The sequence below is a fragment of the Actinoplanes campanulatus genome (assembly GCF_014647795.1).
Lineage (GTDB): Bacteria > Actinomycetota > Actinomycetes > Mycobacteriales > Micromonosporaceae > Actinoplanes > Actinoplanes campanulatus.
The window spans coordinates 376,690-396,551 of the sequence record NZ_BMPW01000001.1 but is presented as its reverse complement, the minus strand read 5'-3'; the positions used below and the strand labels follow the sequence as shown (position 1 = coordinate 396,551).

The window sequence follows — 19,862 nt, the reverse complement described above, 5'->3', positions numbered from 1 at the left end:
GTCCCCGCCCGCCGAGGCCGATCCTGAACGTTCGACCACCAGTGGGGGTGGCAAGACGTCCAAGATCGACTTGCGGGGGTGGGTGAGCGCGGGTGGTGGGCGATCTTGGACGTTGGGCTACCGGGTGGGGTGGCCGAGCGTCCAAGGTCGCGTTGCGCGGGTTGGCGAGCGCGGGGGTGGGGCGGTGGCGCGGTGGGCGGTTGGTGATCTTGGGCCCCTGGCCGCCGGGGGGAGCCCGGGGGAGCGGGGGCAGGAGAGCGGGGACCGCACCGCCCTGGCCGCGCTCGGGCTGCTCGCCCGGCAGCAGGGAGAGCGGGGAGAGCCGGGGCAGCGGGGCGGGGGAGCGGAGGGAGCGGGGGGGAGCGCGGGAGGGGCTAGAGCTGGCGGTTCTGGCCGGCGAAATAGCCGGCTGTGAGCTGGGGGATCATCAGGGCGATCATCAGGGCCAGGGGGAGCCGCCAGCCGTGGGAGACCTCGTGCAGGAGGCCGACCACGATCGGGCCGGGGATGGCGAAGAGGTAGCCGACGCTCTGGGCGAAGGCGGACAGCCGGACCACCGTCGCGGGTGTGCGGCCGCGTAGCGCGATCATGGTGAGGGCCAGCGGGAAGGCGGCGTTCACGACGCCGAGGAGGGTGGCCCACAGCCATGGGGCGGCGGCCGGCGACAACCACAGGCCGGTCCAGCCGGCGATGCCGAACAGGCCCAGCGCCACCGCGATGCCGCTCTGTGAGCGGAGACGGCCCGCGTACGCCGACAGCAGGAACGACAACGGCACGCCGAGCAGGGACGTCACCGCGAACAGGACGCCGGCCAGCGAGGCGGACAGGCCGGCGTCGCGGTAGATCTGCGGCAACCAGCCGATGATCACGTACGCCGAGGTGGACTGCATGCCGAAGTACACGGCCAGCGCCCACGCCACCGGGTGCCGGCTCACCCGTACCGGAGACGGGGTTTGATCTTGATCTTGTGGGGTCGCGGCCCGGGAGCGGGCCAGCAGGAGCCATGGCGGCAGGGCGATCACCGCGGCGAGCGCCCAGCAGGCCAGACCGAGCCGCCAGTCGCCGAACGCGCCGGTGAGCGGCACGGTGGCCGCCGCGGCCGTGGTGGCGCCGATGTTGAGCGCCACCGAGTAGAGGCCGGTGACCGTGCCCACCCGGTCCGGGAAGCGGTCCTTGACGATCGACGGCAGCAGCACGTTGACCAGCGCGATCCCGGCCAGCGCCACGGCGCTGAAGAGCAGGAACGGGGCGGGCGCGCCGGTGTACGGCCGCACCGCCAGGCCCACGGTGAGCAGGACGAGCCCACCGAGGATCACCCGCGCGGCACCGAAACGCCGGGCCAGGCGGGGCGCCGCCAGCCCGATCAGGGCGAAACAGGCCACCGGTACGGACGTGAGCAGCCCCGCGGTGGTGGCGCTCATGCCCAGCCCGGCCCGGATCTCGGTGAGGACCGGCCCGATGCTGGTGACCGCGAGCCGCAGGTTGACCGCGGCCAGAACGAGCCCGGCGAGCGCCCCGATGTGGGTCTTCTGCTTGATCAGCACCAACACCATGGTATTGAGTGCTGGGCGTCACACTCCTTACACGGTGGCGGTCGCGGGCTCCTGCTCGCGCTCGATCTGCGCATTCCACTCGGCCTTGCTGGACTGCCAGCCGTCCTCGTTCATGCCGCGGCGCCAGTAACCCGAGACGGAGAGCTGGCTCATCGGCAACCCGAGCTCGACCCGCAGCAGCCGGCGCAGGTCACGCACGAAGGTGGCCTCGCCGTGCACGAACGCCTGCACCTGTCCGGCCGGGAACTCCAGCCCGCGCACCGCGGCGACCAGCGGCTCGCCGACCGGCCGCCCGCCCCGGTGCAGCCAGGTGATCTCGGCGTCGCCCGGGCAGTCGAACTTCTGCTCCTCCTCCGGCCCGGCGACCTCGATGAACGCCCGAATCGGCGCGCCCTCCGGCATCCGCTCCAGGGCGGCGCCGATGGCCGGGATCGCGCTCTCGTCACCGGCGATCAGGTGCCAGTCGGCCGAGGCGTCCGGCGCGTAGCCGCCGCCCGGCCCCATGAACCGGAACGGATCGCCCGGCCGGGCCCGCGCCGCCCACGGCCCGGCGATGCCGTCGTCTCCGTGCACCACGAAGTCGACCCACATCTCGCCGGCCTCGGGCGCCCATCGGCGGACCGTGTAGGTGCGCACCACGGGCCACGTCTCACGCGGCATCGTCTCGCGGATCAGGCCCATGTCGAACGGCGCCGGATAGTCCACGCCGGCCTGGGGGAAGAGCACCTTGATGTAGTGGTCGGTGAACTGCCCGGCCTGGATCCGAGTCAGAGCGTCACCGCCGACCACCACCCGCACCATGTGCGGAGTCAGCTGCTCCACCCGGGTGACCACGGCCTCGTGGCACGGTCGCGCGGGTCTGTTCGCCATGACTGCACCTCACTGCCGGTGGGACTGATCTCGGCAGGTAAGGCTACCCTTATTCGCGACGTTCTACCGCCCGGCCTCCGGTTTCCCGGAGATTTCTCATCCGGAAGCGAACTCAGACACCGATTCGGCGGACACTCCCCGTGTCGGTCGCCGCCGCTCAACGGGTCCCGCCCGCGATCATGAGAAGCCGCGCGGTGATCCTTGTCACTCACGAATGAGGGAGGGGCGGGACCCGACCGGGTCCCGCCCCTCCCTGCGTTGCTCCGTGCCGGTCAGTTCCAGGAACGGGGCCGGGTCCGCATGAAGGCCGCGATGACCAGGCCGACCAGGACCAGGACCGCGCCGCCGCCGATCCACGCCAGGTTGTTGCTGACCAGGGCGATCGGGCCGCTCTGCTGGGCCGGCGGTTCGGCCACCGTGTCGGAGGTGCTCTCCGGCTCGTCGGGCGCGCCGTCACCGGGGTCGCCGGCGAGCGCCGGGCCGTCGGTCTCGGTCGCCTCGGGCTCCGGGTCGAACTCCGGCTGGGCCGTCGCCTTCTTGGTCGGCTTCTTGGTCGGCGCCGTCGTCTCGTCGCTGCCGGAGTTCTCGTTCTCGTTGCTGGAGCCGCCGGTCGTACCGGTGGTGGTCTCGTCCTTCGGCTCCGAGGTGGCGGTGCCGCCGTTGTTGCCGGAGGTGCCCGCGGTCTCGCCGCCGCCGGTCGTGGTGGTGGTCGAGTTGGTGCGCGGCGTCGCGGTCACCGTGGTGCGGTTCGGTGTCGCGGTGGTCGGCTTCGTGGTCGACGGCTTGGTCGGCCTGGTGGTCGCCTTGGTGGTCGGCGGCGCGCTGGTGGGCGGGGTGGTCGGCGTGACGCCACCGTTGTTGGTGTCGTTCCCACCGTTGTTGTTGCCGCCGCCGTTGTTCTGACCGCCGCCGTTGTTGTTCCCGCCGTTGTTCTGGCCGCCACCGTTGTTGCCGCCGTTGTCGTTCCCGCCGCCGTTCTGGCCACCGTTGTCGGCCCGGACGGTGATCCGGACCGAGTCGAGGGCGGGCGTCTGGTTGGCGCGCTCCATCATCGGGATCCGGTGCGAGCCGTCACCGGCCCAGGACGAGCACTGTGCGATGCCTTCCTGCGGCAGGCCCGGCACCTGGATGGTGACGGTGTCCGGGTCGGCGCCGCCGCGGCGGTCCTCGGTGGCGACGAAGAACGCCGGCACCGGCGCGGACTCGGGCGCCTCCTCGGTGCTCGTCAGCATCCGGCAGGCGGTGTGGAAGTGACCGCGGACCAGGCCGTTCTGGAGAACGCTGCTCTCCACGTAGTACCCACCCTGGCCGGCCGCGAGGAAGCGGTCCCGGATCAGGTTGCGGGTGCTGACCTGGAGCGTGAACGGGGTGCCGACGGTGACGTCGTCGGGTGCCCGGGTGATGAGCAGGGTGGGGTTGTTGGCGGCCGCGCCGACCTCGCCGAACTCGGTGGACACGCATCGTTCGCCGCGCTGGAAGCCGTCGTGTGCCGGCAAGTCGCTGTCCACACAGGTGTCGGTGAGGATGGTCAGGTTGTTGCCGACCACCTTCCCGGCCCCACTCTCGCCGGCCTTGGTGCTGTTCTCATCGGCCGAGGCAAGCTGGGTGAAACCGATGACGCCGCCGATCGCGGTGAGTACGGCACCGGCGGCCAACAGCCGGGTGCGTCGTTGACCCGAGCTTCGCATGACGAGACCTTCTTTTCCCCAAGTTCCCGGACGCCGCAGACGTTAGGGACGCGTCTCACAGAAAGCAATTCCGCGCGGAGATTTGAGGAATTCTTACGGTGAACTTAAAGAAAAAATATGGGAACCGTCTTGAACTCCTAGCATCATCCGTTCGGATGATGTCGTGGGTTCATGCGATCTTGGGTAGATGCCGCTGAACTGGGAGGTTAGCGGAACGGTCTGTGAGCGGCCAACTCCTCAGCCGGACCAGAAACCGCGCGCCGCATAGACGTCGCGAAGTACCTCGATACGGTCCGTCATGATTCCGTCCACGCCCATATCGAGCAGCCGAACCATTTCTTCCGGATCGTCGATCGTCCACACGTGCAGGTGCAGCCCGAGCCGGTGCAGGTAGCCCACGAAGCGCGGCGTGACCAGGGTGATCCGGCCGTGCCGGACCGGGATCTGGGCGGCGGCCACCGACTCCGGCAGGCGGAGCCGGACCCCGGCGGTCGCGGCGATCCGGAGCCGCGCCACACCGCGCATGCCCAGCGAGGTGGCGATCTTCGGCCCGCCGAGCGCCCGGACCCGGGCCAGCCGGGCGTCGCTGAACGAGGCGAGCAGCACCCGGTCCTCGGCGCCGGCCGCCCGGACCGCGGCGACGGCCGGCTCGACCACCGGGTCGGACTTGACGTCGATGTTGAACCGGATCCGCGGCCAGGCGTGCAGCACATCGTCGAGGCGGGGCACCGCGGCGGCGCCGCCCACCCGTACGGTGGCGAGGTCGGCCCAGGTCAGATCGGCGACCCGGGCGGCCCTGCCGGCGACCCGGTCGAGTTCGGCGTCGTGGATGACGACCGGGATCCCGTCGGCCGTGGCGTGCACGTCGGTCTCCACGTACCGGTAGCCGATGGCGACCGCCCGCTCGAAGGCTTCCGCGGTGTTCTCGTCACCGGCCGCGGCCCCGCCGCGATGGGCGAAGGCGAGCGGGCCGGGGCCGTCAAGGAACGGATGGCGCACCCGGGCAGTATGCCGGGCTTGTTGCACAGATGTAAAAGACGGATCGGCCCATTGACCTCGGCCCCGGACGTGAAGATCCTTGTCCCACAGTGTGGCCGCGGCCTCGCATGGGTGGAGGGAAGAACGGTGATTTCGACGATGGCGCTCCATCAACCGGTGCGGCCGCGAGCCCAGAAGATTCGGTTGGTGACCCGCCGGTTCGGTGCCCGGCGGCACGCCCGGCTGCGATCGATTCCCCGTCATCCTCACCTGCGCTGGACGGCGCCGCTGAGCCCGGCGGGCTGACCGTTGCCCGGCCCGGCGGTGGTGATCATCGGCGCGGGCGTCACCGGCTGTGCCATGGCCGACGAGCTGACCGCGCGGGGCTGGACCGATGTCACCGTGCTGGAGCAGGGGCCGCTCTTCGAGACCGGCGGGTCGACTTCGCACACTCCCGGGCTGGTCTCCCAGATCGCGCCGTCCCGGACCCTGACCAGGCTGGCCCGCTACACCGCGGAGAAGTACGCGCGGCTCGGCTGCTACTCGGCGGTCGGCGGACTGGAACTGGCCACCACCCCGGAGCGGCTCGCCGATCTGCACCGGCGGCACGGGTTCGGGGAGGCGTGGGGGGTCCACTCCACGGTCGTCGACCCGGCCGGCTGTCTCGCCCTCTTCCCGCTGCTGGACAAATCGCTGGTCCTGGGCGGTCTGCACGTCCCGTCGGACGGTCTGGTGGCGGCGGTCCGGGCCGCCGAGATCCAGGCCGCGAACGCCACGGCGCGCGGCGCGCGGTTTATCGGAAATAGGCGCGTCACCAATCTGCTGACCGATAAAGGCCGGATCACCGGGGTGCACACGGCCGAGGACGAGGTCTTCCCAGCCGACCTGGTGGTGAGCTGCACCGGATTCTGGGGCGCCACCGGCCGGCCGATCGTCCCGATGGTCCAGCAGTACGTGCGAACCACCGCGGCCGGCGCCGGCGACTCCCTGCCGATCGTCCGGCACCCCGACCGTGGCCTCTACCTGCGAGCCCACGGCGACCGACTGGGCATCGGCTCGGTCCGGCCCGATCCGCGCCCGGTCCGGCTCGGTGACCTGCCCGGCGACGCGCACCCGGCGATGCTGCCGTTCACCCCGGACACCTTCCGGCAGTCCTGGACGGCGGCCACCGACCTGATCCCGGCGCTGCGCGGGACCGCCCTCGACGAGGCGTACAACGGGGTGCTCGGGGTGACCGCGGACGGGTTCCCGCTGCTCGGCGAGGCCCGGGAGCCGCGCGGTCTGTGGGTCGCCGAGGCCGTGCCGGTGGCGCACTCGGCGGGCGTGGCGAAGGCTCTCACCGAGTGGATCGTCGACGGCCGTCCCGTGATCGACCTGCACGAGTGCGATCTCAACCGGTTCGATCCGGGCCGGCTCGCCCCGGAGTACGTACGGCGCCGCGCGGTCCGCCGGCTCGCCGACGAGCAGCGGCCGGCCCATCCGGCCGACCCGCCCGGGGTCCGCGATCTGCGGATCGGGCCGTTCCACTCCCGGCAGGCCGAGCTGGGCGCGGTGTTCGGCGAGGACGGCGGCTGGGAGACCCCGCTGTGGTACGCGTCCAACCCGGCCCCCGATCCACCGGTCACCCGGGACGAGTGGTCGGGCCGGCACTGGTCGCCGATCGCCGAGACCGAGGCCCGGCTGACGCGCCGCCGGGTCGGGCTGTTCGACCTGACCCCGCTCACCCGGATCGAGGTGACCGGCCCGTTCGCCGCCGGCGCCGACATCCCGGTCGGGACGATCCGGCCGCGGGGCGGCGTCACCGTGACGCGGCTCGCCGGGTCCCGGTTCCTGATCGGCGTCAACGGCCCGCTCGACCTGGACCGGCTGCTGCGCGCCGTCCCGCCCGGCGTCACGGTGCGCGACGTCTCGGCCGGCACCTGCGCGCTCGCGGTGTGGGGTCCGGCCGCCCGGGAGCTGCTCGGCCCGCTCACCACGGTCGACCTCGCCTCCTTCGGCCACCTCCAGGCGCGGGAGGGGCACCTTGGCATGGCGCCGGTCACCCTGCTGCGCATTTCCGCCGCAGGCGAGCTGGGCTGGGAGATCTGGGCCGAGGCCGGGTACGGGCCCCGGCTGTGGGACACCCTCTGGGAGGCGGGCCGGGAGCTGGGCCTGGTCGCCGCCGGCCGGCTGGCCCGGGACTGCCTGCGGATGGAGAAGGGTCACCGGCTCCGGTGGACCGACACCACCGACGAGGACGAGGCCGACCCGGAGCGGAGCAGCGCCTGTCTGGTGCTGGCGGAGACCGGGGACGTCCCGGTGGGTGGTGAGCCGGTGTACGCGGGCGGGTTCGTGGTGGGCCATGTGACGAGTGCGGCGTACGGATGTTCGGTGGGGGCGCCCATCGCGTACGCCTGGTTGCCGTCCGTCCTGGCGGTCCCCGGCACGCAGGTGGAGGTCGGATACTTCGAGCGGAGGCTGCTCGCCACGGTGACGGCCGAGCCCCTGTTCGATCCGAAGCGCGAGCGCCTTCTCCGCTGAGGCTGTTACTCGCCGGTACCCCGCCGGAAAACCGCCCATTTCTGCCTACTATCGGCAATGGATCGCATACGTACGGTTCCCTCGGGGGTGAAGCCATCCGGGGGTAATAACGGAGACTCGCTAACGCGGCTTCGCGGACTGTCCTAGCTTTGGCCAAGTCTAAGTCGGGCAAATCCGCTGAAACGGAGCATGTCGTGCGTTTTTCTCGTTCATCCCGAGTGGCGCGGGGCGCTCTCTGGGCCTCTGTACTGCTCTCCACGGCTGCCGTGGCGCAATCCGGAGGAGCGTTCGCGGCCGACGGCAAGCCACGGCCGGACCGGGAGCTGTCGCTCAGCGGGACGGCCGAACTGGTCCCCCGCAAGGGTGATCGCAAGCCCATCATCCGGCTCACGAACGACGGCTTCAAGCAGATGGGATCGGCTTGGCTGGTCAGGCGGCTGGACCTGACCCGCTCGTTCGAGATCGTTTTCACGGCGCGCCTGCGCGGCGGCGTCCGGAGCGGCGCCGACGGCATCGCCTTCGTGGCGCAGGGCATCGGCCCGCGGGCGCTCGGCGGCTGGGGCGGCGGGATCGGCTACCGGGGCATCAGCCGCAGCGTGGCGGTGGAGTTCGACACCTACCAGAACACGCCCGACCCCAACAGCAACCACGTCGCGGTGACGCTCGGCGGCGACCCCGACCAGCACATCGCCACCGCCGAGCCCTCGATGCCGCTGCTCGGCAAGCCGTTCCGGGCCCGGATCGGCTACGACGCCGCCGCGAAACGGATCACCGTCCACGCCCGTGCCCTCGCGCCCGGCGCCACCGAACAGCTCCTGCTCGACGAGAGCGTGGACGTCGCCCAGACCACCGGTGAGAACCGCGGGTGGATCGGGTTCACCGGAGCCACCGGCGACGTGACCTCCCGCCAGGACGTCTACGACTGGGCCGTCACCACACCGCAGGCCTGACACACGTTCTCTTCCCGCCGGGGCGCACGCGCCCCGGCCCGTCACCATGCCCCCGGCCCGGACCGGGCCGACTCCCACCATGCCCCGATCGGAGACAGCCATGCCCACGGCCAACCGTGTGCTCCCCGACGAGACCGGCGACGTCATGTCCCTGACCGCCACCGACATCGAGATCAAGATTCCGGCGACCCCGCCCGAGGGTGATGCCGAGCCACGGCCCCGGGTCAGCGTCATCGTCCCCGCACTGAACGAGGCCCAGAACCTGCCGCACGTCTTCGCGCGGCTTCCGGAGGTGGACGAGATCGTCCTGGTCGACGGTGGATCCACCGACGACACCGTGGCGGTGGCCCGGCGGCTGCGTCCCGACATCCACGTCGTACGGCAGAACCGCAAGGGCAAGGGCAACGCCCTGGCCTGCGGATTCGCCCAGGCGACCGGCGACATCATCGTCATGATCGACGCCGACGGGTCCACCGACCCGCTGGAGATCCCCAGCTTCGTGCAGGCGCTGCGCGACGGCGCCGACTTCGCCAAGGGGTCCCGCTTCCACGGCGCCGGCGGCAGCGCCGACATCACCCGGCTGCGCCGGGCCGGCAACAAGTGCCTCAGCACGCTGGTCAACGTCCTGTTCGGAACCCGGTACAGCGACCTCTGCTACGGCTACAACGCGTTCTGGGCGCACTGCCTGGACGTCTTCGACCTGGACAGCACCTCGCCGGCCCCGAACAACACGGACGGCCGGCTGTGGGGCGACGGCTTCGAGATCGAGACCCTGCTCAACCTGCGCGCGGCCCGGGCCGACCTGGCCATCGTCGAGGTGGCCAGCTTCGAGCACTCCCGGATCCACGGCGTCAGCAACCTCAACGCCTTCACCGACGGGATGCGGGTGCTGCGCACCATCGCCCGGGAGTGGCGGCCCAAGCGCGCCAAGGCCGGGCGCCGGGCCAAGGACCGGGCCGCCCGATGAGGATCGGAGTTGTCTCGAACGCCTACCACCCCGACATCGGCGGGGTGGAGACCCATGTCAAGCGGCTCTGCGCGGGCCTGATCGCCGCCGGCGACGACGTCGAGGTGATCACCCAGCATGCCACCCGCTCGGTGGAGACCGTGGACGGCGTCGTGGTACGCCGTTTCCCGCTCACCGTCCCGGCCGGCAACTACCGGCTCTCCGTCCCGCTGTGGCGCTGGCTGCGTGCCCACGCCGCCGAGTACGACGTCCTGCACGCACACAGCTACCACGCCCTCGCCGCGCTCTGCGCCGCCCTGGGCAACCGCACTCCGCTGGTGTTCACGCCGCACTACCACGGCACCGGGCACACCCGCTTCCGGGCCGCTCTGCATCCGCTCTACCGGCCGCTCGGCCGTGCCGTCATGCACCGCGCCTCGGCCGTCGTCTGCGTCACCTCCGCCGAACGCGAACTGGTGCTGCGGGACTTCCCGGCGGTCGCCACCCGGATCGTGGTCATCCCGAACGGCACCGACCCTCGGCCGGCCCCCAGCGCACGGCCGCCCCGAACCCGGCGCATCCTCTGCGTCGGGCGGCTGGAGCAGTACAAGCGGGTGGACCGGGTGATCCGGGCGATGACCCGGCTCGGCCCGGAGCACCGCCTCGACGTGGTCGGCACCGGCCCGGCCGGCGACCGGCTGCGGCAGCTCGCCGCCGACCTCGGGCTGGCCGGGCGGGTGGTCTTCCACGGGCGGCTCGACGACGCGGCCTTCGAGTCCTGCCTGTCGAGCGCGTCGGCGGCGGTGTCCGCCTCCGAGTACGAGGCGTTCGGCATGGGGGTGGCCGACGCGCTCGCCGCCGGGCTGCCTACCGTCGCCACCCCGATCCCGGCGCACCGTGAGGTCGCGCAGCTGGCCGGGGACAGCGCGTGGCTGCGGTTCGCCGACCCGGACGACGAGTCCGCGTTGGCGGCCGCACTCGCTGCCGCCGCGGCCGCCGGCCGTACCCGTCCCGCGATTCTGCCGACCTGGCCGGACGTGGTGGGTGCGACCCGGGACGTCTACGCCGCGGTGGCCCACCGCACGGCACCCGCGGCAGGTGCCGTCACCCCATGAGCGAACTGGCGAGCGCATCGGCCACGGTCGGCCGTACCACCGACCGGCGGGACGACCGGCCGCCCGAGCCGCCCCGGCGCGCCTGGGCCGGGCCGGCCGTCGCCGGGACCAGTCTCACGATCGCCGCGGCGGTCGGGGCCGCTGCGCTCGTCATCGCGTACCGGCGGGCCGAATGGGGACAGGAGGGCGCGTTCACCTGGTTCTGGGGCGGGATGCTGGTCTTCACGCTGCCGGCGGCGTACTGGGGGATCCGCCGCGGCTCGGACCACCGGCTCCGGCTCGCCGTCCTGATCGGCTACGCCTGCTTCACCTACCTGCCGAAACTGCTGCGCAACCCCACCGGACCGCTGTTCCACGACGAGTACGCCCACTGGGGACAGAGCCGGGACATCCTCCTCGACGGCGTGCTGTTCCAGCAGAACCCGATCGTCCGGGTGATCGGCGACTATCCCGGCCTGCACGCCACCGTCGCCTCGCTGGCCTCGCTCACCGGCCTCACCGTCTGGCACGCCGCCCTGTGCGTGCTGATGCTGGCCCACGTACTGGTGGTGCTCGGTGTCGTGGTCCTGGCCGGACAGCTCTGGCCGGACCCGCGGATCGCCGCCGCGGCCGCGATCATCTACAGCCTCAACAGCTCGTTCCTCTACTTCGACACCCAGTTGGGCTACGAGTCGCTGGCGATCGCCGTGATGATCTGGGCCCTGGTGGCCGGGCTGCGCGCCGTCCGCGCCCACGGCCGGGCGGCCCGCGCCCGCTGGTTCGCGCTGACGCTGGTGCTGGCCGTGGCGATCGCCGCCACCCACCATCTCACCGCGATCTGGCTGACCGGCATGTTCGGACTGGTCGCGTTCTGCTGCACGGTCGCCGCCTGGCGCGATCGTGCGCTGTCCGGCCCGGCCCGCACCGGATGGCTGCTCACCGTCGCCACGGGCGCGACCGTGGCGATCTGGATGGGCGTCGTCTCACCGCGCACCGGCCGCTACCTCGAGCCGTACCTGGGCCGGGCGCTCGACCAGTTCGGCGGCATGGCGGGAGGCGGCTCCGGCGGCCGCACCCTGTTCAGCCAGTCGATCGCCCCCTGGTGGGAGCAGCAGGCCGCGTTTGCCGCCCCGGGTTTCGCCCTGCTCGCCGCGGTCGGCGCCGCGCTGCTCTGGTGGCGCCGCCGCCGTCGCGCCGAACCGCTCACCCGGGCCCTCTCGGCCGCCATGCTGCTGCTCGGCGCCCTCTACTTCCCGGCCACCCTGCTGATCCTCACGCCCTCCGGGGCGGAGGGCGCACGGCGGTCCTGGGCGTTCAGCTACCTCGGCATCGCCCTGGCCGTCGCCCCGTTGATCACCGCACTGCTGGACCGGGCGGGCCGTCCGATCGGCCGTTCGCGGCTGACCGCATCCGGCCCGGTCGGCGCCCTGCTGCTGACCGGGTGCGCCCTGGTGATGATCGGTAACACGGCCTCCGGCATGAACCCCGCCTACCGCATGCCCGGCCCGCCGGTCTTCGGCTCGGACACCCGGGCCGCCACCCCCGAGGTGATGGCCGCCGCCCGATGGCTGCTGGAGACCCGGGGCCGCGGCGCGCGACTGGTCGCCGACCGCTACTCCGGGCTGATCTTCGGGTCCTACGGCGAGCAGGAGCCGACCACCGGCTCGGAGAGCTTCCGCGCCTACGACCTGTACATCGCCCAGCCCGGTAGGCCGATGCCCGCCGCCATCCTGGAGCAGCTTCGGACCTGGCGCTTCGAATACCTGGTGGTGGACCGCCGGATGGCCGAACAGGTGCCGGACATCAAGATCTACTTCGAGAACAACGAGCCGATCCCGCACAACGGGAAACCCGGCTTCACCCGGTCCCAGCTGACCAAATTCGACACCCTGCCCTGGCTGATCAAGATCTACGACGGGCCGCACGTGGCGATCTACCGCTTCGACTTCGACAGCCTGGGCCAGCGCGTCCGCATGGGGGCATGATGATTCGGCCGCTGCTGTTCGCGTACGCCGGCCTCGGCGGCGCCCTCGCCGCCGCCGGCCGGCCCTGGCTCGCCGCCCCGCTCTGCCTCGTGGCGCTCTACGCCATCGGCGAACTCTGGATCCGCGCCCTGCCCGGCCGCCCGGCGGAGACCGCGCTGCCGGCCGTCCGGGCCGGCCTGTCCGCCGTCAGTGGCCTGATCACCCTGCCGCTGGTGGCGCTGCTGCTGCACCTCGCCGGGCATCAGGTCCGGCCGGTCCCGCTGACCGTGGGCGGCGCCACCACCGCGACGCTCCTCGCGGGGGCGGCCCTTCTGCGGGAGCGCCTGACCACCCGCCGTGCGGTCGCTCCGGCCGTCCTGCCGTCCCAGCGCGGCCACGCGACCGTCTCAGCCGATCCCGGCGGTCGCTCTCTCGGCGGGAGCCCTCCCCGCGATGCCGCCGGTCACCCTTCTGCCGGGGCCGCGGCCTCGGCGGATGGTCAGAACCACGAGCCGGGGTACGCCCGGACGGCCGCGATCGTCGGCGTCCCGGTGCTGCTGGCGGTGGCCGTCGGGGCGGTGGCCGTCCGCGGGTATCTGAAAGCTCCGCACCCCGCCGAGCCCGGCTACCTGAGTGTCGCCCTGAGCGGCTGGGCGGCCGCCATCAACCGCCCGGTCACCGTTCCGGCCCGTGGCCTGTCCGTCCCGGTCCGGGTGGCCAGCGCCGGCCTGGCCGACACCACCACCCGGCTCAGGCTGCGGGTCGGCGGCCGGATCGTGGCAAGCGCCCCGCTGACGGTGGCCGCCGACACGGTCCGCTCGCTGACCGTCCACATCCCGGCCCTTCCCCCGGACGGCTGCCTCCGCGCGATCGACATCAGCGTCGGCGCGATCAGCACCGGCTTCTACGCCCGCGGCCTGCCCGTCGTCACCCGCTCCACCTCCTGCCGGGGCCGGCACACCTCCACCACCGCCGCCGGCACCACGCGCGGCGACTCCGGTCGTTCCGGCTCGGCCCCGGCCGATGCCGCGGTCGCCGATCGGGGCGGTGCCCACACCCACAACGGCGCTGCTCACGCTCGCCCGAACGCCGGCGACGCAACGGCTCCCGGCGGTCATCGGCGGGGCACCCGTGACGACGCCGGTCACGCCCGTACGGATGCCGCTGTTCCCGGTGATCATCGGCGGGGTACCCGTGACGGCGCCGCAGGCACCCGCCCGGATGCCGGTCGGCACCGGCCCGGCACCCACGTGGATGCCGGCCGGCACCGGCCCGGGACCCGCGACGGCGCCGGTCGAGCGGGCGCGGGCGCCGACGGCGGACATCGCCCCGCGCCGGGAGCGACGGCCGCCGTTCCCGGCACCGATCACCCGGGCGCCGGAGGTACGGCGGTCATCCCTGATCGGAAACAGCCGGATGCCAAGGACACCGCCGCCGCTCCCGCGGACGCGCCCGCCGGGGACGCCACGGCCGGCGTGAACCGCCCGGGCTTCCGGGGCCGCTTCACCGGCCCGCGTCCCGCCGACGACGCGAACCATGCACCCTCCGCCGAGAGGTCCTTCGGCCCGATCCCCGTTCTGGAGAAGACGGAGTGGACCGCGTGCTGATCGCCACGGCCCGGCGGCTGTCCGGGGACTCACTGGCCCGGAACAGCCTGCTGATCATGGCGACCACGGTGGGCAACGGCGGTCTCGGCTATCTCTACTGGATGCTGGCGGCGCGGACCGTCCCGCCGGACCAGGTCGGCCCGGCGACCGCCCTCATCTCGGCCGCCACCGCGGTCAGCATGATCGCCAACCTGGGCGCCGGGCACATGTTCATCCAGCGCCTGCCAGGCATCGACACCGGAACCTGGTCCCGCGTCGTCGGCGCCGGCCTGTTCGCCGGTTCGGTGGCCACCGCGGCCACGGCCGCCCTGACCGCGGTGGCAGTTCCGGCGGTGTCCGGGAACTTCGCGTTCCTGGCCGGGGCGGGCGCGACGGCCGCGCTGATCGCCACCGCCGTCGCCGTCACGCTGACCACCCTGCTGGACAACCTCTACGTCGCCCACCGGGCCGGGCACGGCATGCTGCTGCGCAACCTGGCCGTGGCCGGTGGCAAGATCGTCGCCCTGGCCGGGGTGCTCGCCGCAGGCTTCCACGGCACGGTGGCGGTGCTGCTCTCCTGGACCCTGCCGACGCTGGTGATCAGCCTGGTCACGATCGTCGCCGCGCTGGGCCGGCTCCGCCCGGGCGCCCGGGCGCGGCTCACCGGCCTGCGCTCCGAACTGCCCCATCTGCGGGCCGCCCTCACCGGCCATCATCTGATCAACCTGACCCAGGCCGGTCCGGCGGCGCTCCTGCCGGTGCTGGTCACGGCCCGGCTGGGCGCCGATGCGAACGCCCACTTCTACCTGGCCTGGATGACCGCCTCGATGCTCTTCATGGTGTCCCCGGCGGTCGCCTCGGCCCTGTACGCGGAACGGACCAACGCCGCCCAGGTCACCGTCACCCGCGCCGCCGTCGTGGTGGCGGCCGTGGTCGGCGTCCCCGCGGTCGCCCTGCTGGCCGGGGGCGATCTGGTGCTCGGCCTGTTCAGCACGGCCTACGCCACCGAGGGCGGAACGCTGTTGCGAATCCTGGTGCTGGCCGCTCTCCCGGACGCGGTGGCGAACCTGGCGGTGGCGCACTGGCGGTCCCGTGGCGAGTTCCGGCTCTGCCGCCGCCTCAACCTGATCCGTGCCGTGACCTGCCTGGTCCTGGCCTGGCTGCTGCTGCCCACCCACGGCGTGACCGGCGCCGGCCTGGCCTGGCTGGCCGGCCAGACGGCGGCCGCCCTCCTGGTCGCGGCCGTGGCCCTCCGTCACCGCCCCACCCTCCGCGAACCGGCCCGCACACCGGCCACCCGTGAGCCGGCCGGCCCGGAGGCGGTGGTGGGGCGGGCGCCGTCCGGGTGGGCCGAGCGCGACCGGAAAGCGGCAACCACGAGAGCGACGGCGAAGGAATGAGTGCTCACGGCGTACCCCGTGGGTTTGAGAAGCGGCAGCAAGCCGGCGGCGAGCCACCGACCCGGAGAAAACCGATGAAGATCCTGCACCTGTCCAATCTCTATGCGCCGGTGATCGGCGGCCTGGAACGCAGCATCGCCACCAGCGGCGAGGAGATGGTGCGCCGCGGGCACGAGATCACCGTGCTCACGCTGGCGACGCCGCGGGCGCCGCACGACGAGATGATCAACGGGGTACGCGTGATCCGCGTCCGCAGCGTCGCCAACACCCTGCTGCCCGGGATGAACCGGGATCCGCGGAAACCGTTCCATCCGACCGTCGCCGACCCGCTGACCACCGCGGAGATCGCGCGGGTGCTGCGTGCGAACGAGTTCGACCTGGTGCACAGCCACGACTGGCTGATGTACAGCTACCTGCCGCTGCGCTCCGGGCCGAACGGGCTGCCGCACGTGCACACCGCCCACGACTTCGGGCTGACGTGTGTGCGCAAGACGTTCGCGCGGGAGGGCCGCCGCTGCGACGGGCCGGCCCTGGGCCGGTGTGTGCGGTGTGCCTCGGAGCAGTACGGCACACCGAGGTCCGCCCTGCTCACCGCCGGTCTGCGAGCCCAGCGGCACCGGGGCATCGACGTCCTCACCGCGATCTCGTCGTCGGTGGCGTCGGCGCTGAACCTGGCCCGGCTGCCCGGCGACCTGCCGGTACAGGTGATCTCCAGCCTGGTCCCGGACGGCCTGGACGCGCTGGCCCGGGACACCCCGCGGCCGGAGTGGCTGCCGGACCGGCCCTACCTGCTGTTCGTCGGCCAGCTCGGCCCGCACAAGGGCATCGACGTGCTGTTCGACGCGTACCAGAAACTCTGCGCCGACTGGCAGGGCCCGGACGAGCCGCCCGAGCTGGTCTGCCTCGGTACTCAGCGTGACGACACCCCGCCCGTCCCGGACGGCGTCCACCTGCGTACCGATGTGCCGCATCCCAGCGTGATGGCCGCCTGGCGGGGCGCCGCCGCCGGGGTGGTTCCGTCGTTGATGGAGGGGATGGGCCAGGTGGCGGTCGAGGCGATGCTGGCCGGAGTCCCGCTCGTCGCGTCCGCCGCGGGCGGCCTGCTCGACGTGGTCGAGGACGGCGTGAGCGGCCTGCTCGTCCCGCCCGGCGACCCGGGCGCCCTGCACACCGCGCTGCGGCGCGTGCTCACCGACCGTGACCTGGCCGCCCGGATGCGGGCCGCCGGTAAGCAGCGTGGCCTCGAGTTCACCGCGGCCCGCGTCGTACCGAAGATCGAGGAGGTCTACCGTGCCTGCATCGCGGCCCACCCCCGCTGACCGTCCGGACCGCATCCTGGTGGTCGGCTCGGGCTGGCGGTTCCTCTCCGGGATCAGCTACTACACCTGCCGGCTCAGCAACGCGCTGGCGGAACGCTACGAGGTCGGCACGATCCTGATGCGCCGGCTGCTGCCGGCCCGGCTCTACCCCGGGCGTGAGCGCGTCGGTCACTCTCTCGCCGACCTGCGCTATTCCGAGGACGTACGGGTCTTCGACGGCATCGACTGGTACGCCGTCCCGAGCCTGTTCCGGGCATTGGCGTTCCTGCGCCGGTTCCGCCCGGACGTGCTGGTGCTCCAGTGGTGGACCGGTACGGTCCTGCACTCCTACCTGGCACTCACCCTGGCGGCCCGGGCCCTCGGCATCCGGGTGATCGTGGAGTTCCACGAGGTGCAGGACACCGGGGAGGCCCGGCACCGGTGGGCGGCCCGGTACGTGCGCCGCTGCATCCGCCCGATGCTGAGCCGCACCGACGGGGTGGTCGTCCACTCCCGGTACGACGAGGCGGCGCTCGACGAGGCGTACCGGCTGGACGGGGTGCCGTGCGAGGTGGCGCTGCACGGTCCGTTCGACCACCACGTGCCGGACCGGCCGGTACGCGAACCCGGCGACGACGTCTACCGCCTGCTGTTCTTCGGGACGATCCGGCCGTACAAGGGTCTCGAGGATCTGATCGAGGCGTTCGCGTCGCTGGGCCCGCGGTACCACCTGACCGTGGTGGGGGAGACGTGGGAGGGCTGGACCCGGCCCGGCGAGATGATCGCCACCTCGCCGGTGCGGGACCGGATCTCGTTCGTCAACCGGTACGTGGCCGACGCCGAGGTCGACGAGTACTTCGCGAACGCCGACGTGGTGGTGCTGCCGTACCGGCGCAGCTCGGCCAGCGGGCCGCTGCACATCGCGATGAGCCACGGCCTGCCGGTGGTGGTGACCGCGGTCGGCGGGCTGGTCGAGGCGGCCGAGGCGTACAGCGGCGCGGTCCTGGTGCCGGCCGCCGACCCGGACGAGCTGCGGCAGGCGATCGTCCGGGCCGCCGGGCTGGCCGGGCGGCGGCACACCGATCCGTCCTCCTGGGGGCGCACGGTCGACGCGTACGCCCGCCTGTTGTCCCGGATCGGTGCCGGTCAGGAGAACGAGACGTCGTCGAACCAGACCGTGCCGCGGTTGTCACCCGACTTGAGGTGAAGCTGGACGCTCGTCGCACCGGCCGGGGCGACCGCGTCGACGGTCAGCTTGGTCCAGCCGCTGGTGCCCTTCGCGACCTGCTTCGAGCTGGTCTGGCCCAGCCAGCGGTCGTTGATGTCGAACCAGCTCAGCGCGATCTCGTTGGTGCCGGTCACGTCGACGCCGCGGGCCCACGCCTCGGCGTGCCACTTGCCGCCGGCCGTCACCGGGGCGATCGGGGAGATGCGGATCGACGGGACGTTGGTGCCGTTCCGGCCGGTCTGCTGGAACCGGGCCGAGAAGGAACCGGTCCGGCCCGCGCCCTTCGCCCGCACGGCGGTGCCGACCTCGGACAGGAACGGCCGCCACGGCGAGGCGGGCTCGACCGACTCGAAACCGAGGTCCAGGATCTTGTTGTCCAGCTTCTGCCCGGCCCAGGCGGCGCGCACCACCGCGGCCGCGGGCTTGGCCGTCCCGTTCGCGCGGTACAGGCCGAACTTGTACTGCGCCGGAATCCGGGAGACCTGCGAGTTGGACGGGATCGCGCCCGTGCTGAAGTCGTACAGCGTCCACGGCGCCACCGACTTCACCCCTGCCGCCCGGGCCGCCTCGAACACCCGGGCCAGGAACGCGGCCTGCCCGCCCTCACTGTTGGCGGCCGTGCTCAGCCCGGTCTCGCCGATCACCAGCGGCGACGGGCTGACCGCGGCCTGGGCGCGCCGGATCTCCGCGTGGGCACGCTCCGAGTTGCCGTAGAAGTGGTAGTCGTAGAAGTCCAGCGGGGCCGACGTCAGCGACGCCTTGATCCGGGCCAGGCCGGCCGCGCCCGCGCCACCGTCCACCGACAGGGTCAACGGCATGTTCGGTACGGCGGTGCGAACCGCCGGGATCAACTTGCGCACCCAGGCCACGGCCGCCGTGTCGGTGGCATCGAACTCGTTCTTCAGCTCGACGGAGAGCACCCGGGGGTCGTTCGCGTACGGCGCCAGCACAGCCTTGGCCCAGGCGGCGCTGCCGGCCGCGTCCTGGTAGCCGGCCCACCAGTCGAACAGGGTGAACTTGACGGTCAGGCCGTGCGCGTCGGCGCTGCTGACGAACTTGCGGAGCCGTTCGGAGTACTCGGCCTTGGGCTGGGGGAAGCCGAAGGACTGCGGGAAGATGATCACCCGGACGTTGTCGGCGCCGAGCTCGGCGGCCTTCGCCATGTCGGCGTCGATGCGGGCGGCGTCGAAGCCGGTCCACATCGCCGACCAGCCGGCGTTCGACGGGTAGTAGTTGATGGTCTTGGCGGAGAGCGCCGCGGCGAGCCGGGTCTTCCGGGCGGCCGACTGCACGGCGGCCGACTTGACCGGCGCCTTCGGCTGCACCGACGCCTTGGGGGCGACCTTCTTGGCGGTGACCTTCTTGGCGGTGACCTTCTTGGCCTTCTTGGCGCTGGCCTTCTTCTTGGTGGCCTTCTTCTTGGTGGCCTTCTTGGTCTTCTTGGCGGTGGTCTTCTTCGCGGTGGCCTTTGACGACGCGGAAACCTTGGACGAGGGACGTGGCGCCGCGAAGGCCCCGGAGGTCGGCAGGGCGAGGACAAGCACCAGCGAGGAAAGCAGGATCGCAGCGAACTTGCGAGCAGTACTCACTGAGTGGTCAGCCCCTTATCTCGTGGATTTCCTTACCGCGCCCCCTCTTATTCGGTCTTCCACATGTCGTACGGAGAACTGCGCTGCTGCAACGTGGTTGCAGCCCGGTAGCGGACCCTCACCCACCCCTCATCACGGCGGCGCATGCCGACGGCCGCCGTCCGGGGCGCGTTGCAGAACGGGTGCTGCCGCCCGATC

14 protein-coding genes are annotated in these 19,862 nt (G+C 72.5%); 9 read left to right on the top strand and 5 right to left on the bottom strand.

Translation table 11 applies throughout. The features are described from left to right. Positions 1 to 374 precede the first annotated feature (374 nt). From IEZ13_RS01710 to IEZ13_RS01695, 4 genes are all read right to left on the bottom strand, one after another. A complete protein-coding gene (locus IEZ13_RS01710; protein ID WP_183215927.1) occupies positions 375 to 1,553 on the bottom strand; it encodes a CynX/NimT family MFS transporter in 1,179 nt (392 codons plus the stop codon). Positions 1,554 to 1,580: 27 nt separating this feature from the next. Further along, positions 1,581 to 2,423: a siderophore-interacting protein gene (locus IEZ13_RS01705; protein WP_183215925.1), complete on the bottom strand. Its 843-nt coding sequence runs from the start codon at positions 2,421 to 2,423 to the stop codon at positions 1,581 to 1,583. Between the two features lie 272 nt (positions 2,424 to 2,695). After that, a complete protein-coding gene (locus IEZ13_RS48195; RefSeq protein WP_183215923.1) occupies positions 2,696 to 4,111 on the bottom strand; it encodes a hypothetical protein in 1,416 nt (471 codons plus the stop codon). Between the two features lie 237 nt (positions 4,112 to 4,348). Further along, positions 4,349 to 5,110: a glycerophosphodiester phosphodiesterase family protein gene (locus IEZ13_RS01695; protein WP_229794405.1), complete on the bottom strand. Its 762-nt coding sequence runs from the start codon at positions 5,108 to 5,110 to the stop codon at positions 4,349 to 4,351. A gap of 288 nt (positions 5,111 to 5,398) precedes the next feature. Between IEZ13_RS01695 and IEZ13_RS01690 the strand changes: the two genes are divergently transcribed. The 9 genes from IEZ13_RS01690 (at position 5,399) to IEZ13_RS01650 (ending at position 18,054) form a co-directional block, all read left to right on the top strand. After that, complete coding sequence (locus IEZ13_RS01690) at positions 5,399 to 7,609, top strand: FAD-dependent oxidoreductase (RefSeq protein ID WP_183215919.1); 2,211 nt, start codon at positions 5,399 to 5,401, stop codon at positions 7,607 to 7,609. Between the two features lie 266 nt (positions 7,610 to 7,875). Further along, positions 7,876 to 8,559: an L-type lectin-domain containing protein gene (locus IEZ13_RS01685; RefSeq protein ID WP_229794404.1), complete on the top strand. Its 684-nt coding sequence runs from the start codon at positions 7,876 to 7,878 to the stop codon at positions 8,557 to 8,559. 100 nt (positions 8,560 to 8,659) lie between these two features. Then, entirely contained in the window at positions 8,660 to 9,526 is an 867-nt protein-coding gene (locus IEZ13_RS01680; RefSeq protein ID WP_183215915.1) for a glycosyltransferase family 2 protein, read from the top strand. Continuing rightward, a complete protein-coding gene (locus IEZ13_RS01675; RefSeq protein ID WP_183215913.1) occupies positions 9,523 to 10,620 on the top strand; it encodes a glycosyltransferase family 4 protein in 1,098 nt (365 codons plus the stop codon). The genes IEZ13_RS01680 and IEZ13_RS01675 overlap by 4 nt, the downstream gene beginning before the upstream one ends. After that, complete coding sequence (locus tag IEZ13_RS01670) at positions 10,617 to 12,584, top strand: hypothetical protein (RefSeq protein ID WP_183215911.1); 1,968 nt, start codon at positions 10,617 to 10,619, stop codon at positions 12,582 to 12,584. The genes IEZ13_RS01675 and IEZ13_RS01670 overlap by 4 nt, the downstream gene beginning before the upstream one ends. Next, entirely contained in the window at positions 12,581 to 14,170 is a 1,590-nt protein-coding gene (locus tag IEZ13_RS01665) for a hypothetical protein (RefSeq protein ID WP_183215909.1), read from the top strand. Before IEZ13_RS01670 ends, IEZ13_RS01665 begins: the two co-directional genes overlap by 4 nt. Further along, positions 14,155 to 15,549, top strand: a complete 1,395-nt coding sequence (locus IEZ13_RS01660; protein ID WP_229794403.1) for a lipopolysaccharide biosynthesis protein — start codon at positions 14,155 to 14,157, stop codon at positions 15,547 to 15,549. The genes IEZ13_RS01665 and IEZ13_RS01660 overlap by 16 nt, the downstream gene beginning before the upstream one ends. 74 nt (positions 15,550 to 15,623) lie before the next feature. Further along, positions 15,624 to 16,868 carry a glycosyltransferase family 4 protein gene (locus IEZ13_RS01655; protein WP_183215907.1) on the top strand — a complete coding sequence of 415 codons (1,245 nt, stop codon included), beginning with the start codon at positions 15,624 to 15,626 and terminating at the stop codon, positions 16,866 to 16,868. Continuing rightward, positions 16,840 to 18,054, top strand: coding sequence for a glycosyltransferase (locus tag IEZ13_RS01650; protein ID WP_229794402.1), 1,215 nt, complete (start codon positions 16,840 to 16,842; stop codon positions 18,052 to 18,054). Before IEZ13_RS01655 ends, IEZ13_RS01650 begins: the two co-directional genes overlap by 29 nt. On the opposite strand, the gene IEZ13_RS01645 is transcribed toward IEZ13_RS01650, so the two are convergent. Continuing rightward, positions 17,994 to 19,664, bottom strand: a complete 1,671-nt coding sequence (locus IEZ13_RS01645) for a glycoside hydrolase 5 family protein (protein WP_183215905.1) — start codon at positions 19,662 to 19,664, stop codon at positions 17,994 to 17,996. The genes IEZ13_RS01650 and IEZ13_RS01645 overlap by 61 nt on opposite strands. Positions 19,665 to 19,862: the final 198 nt, after the last annotated feature.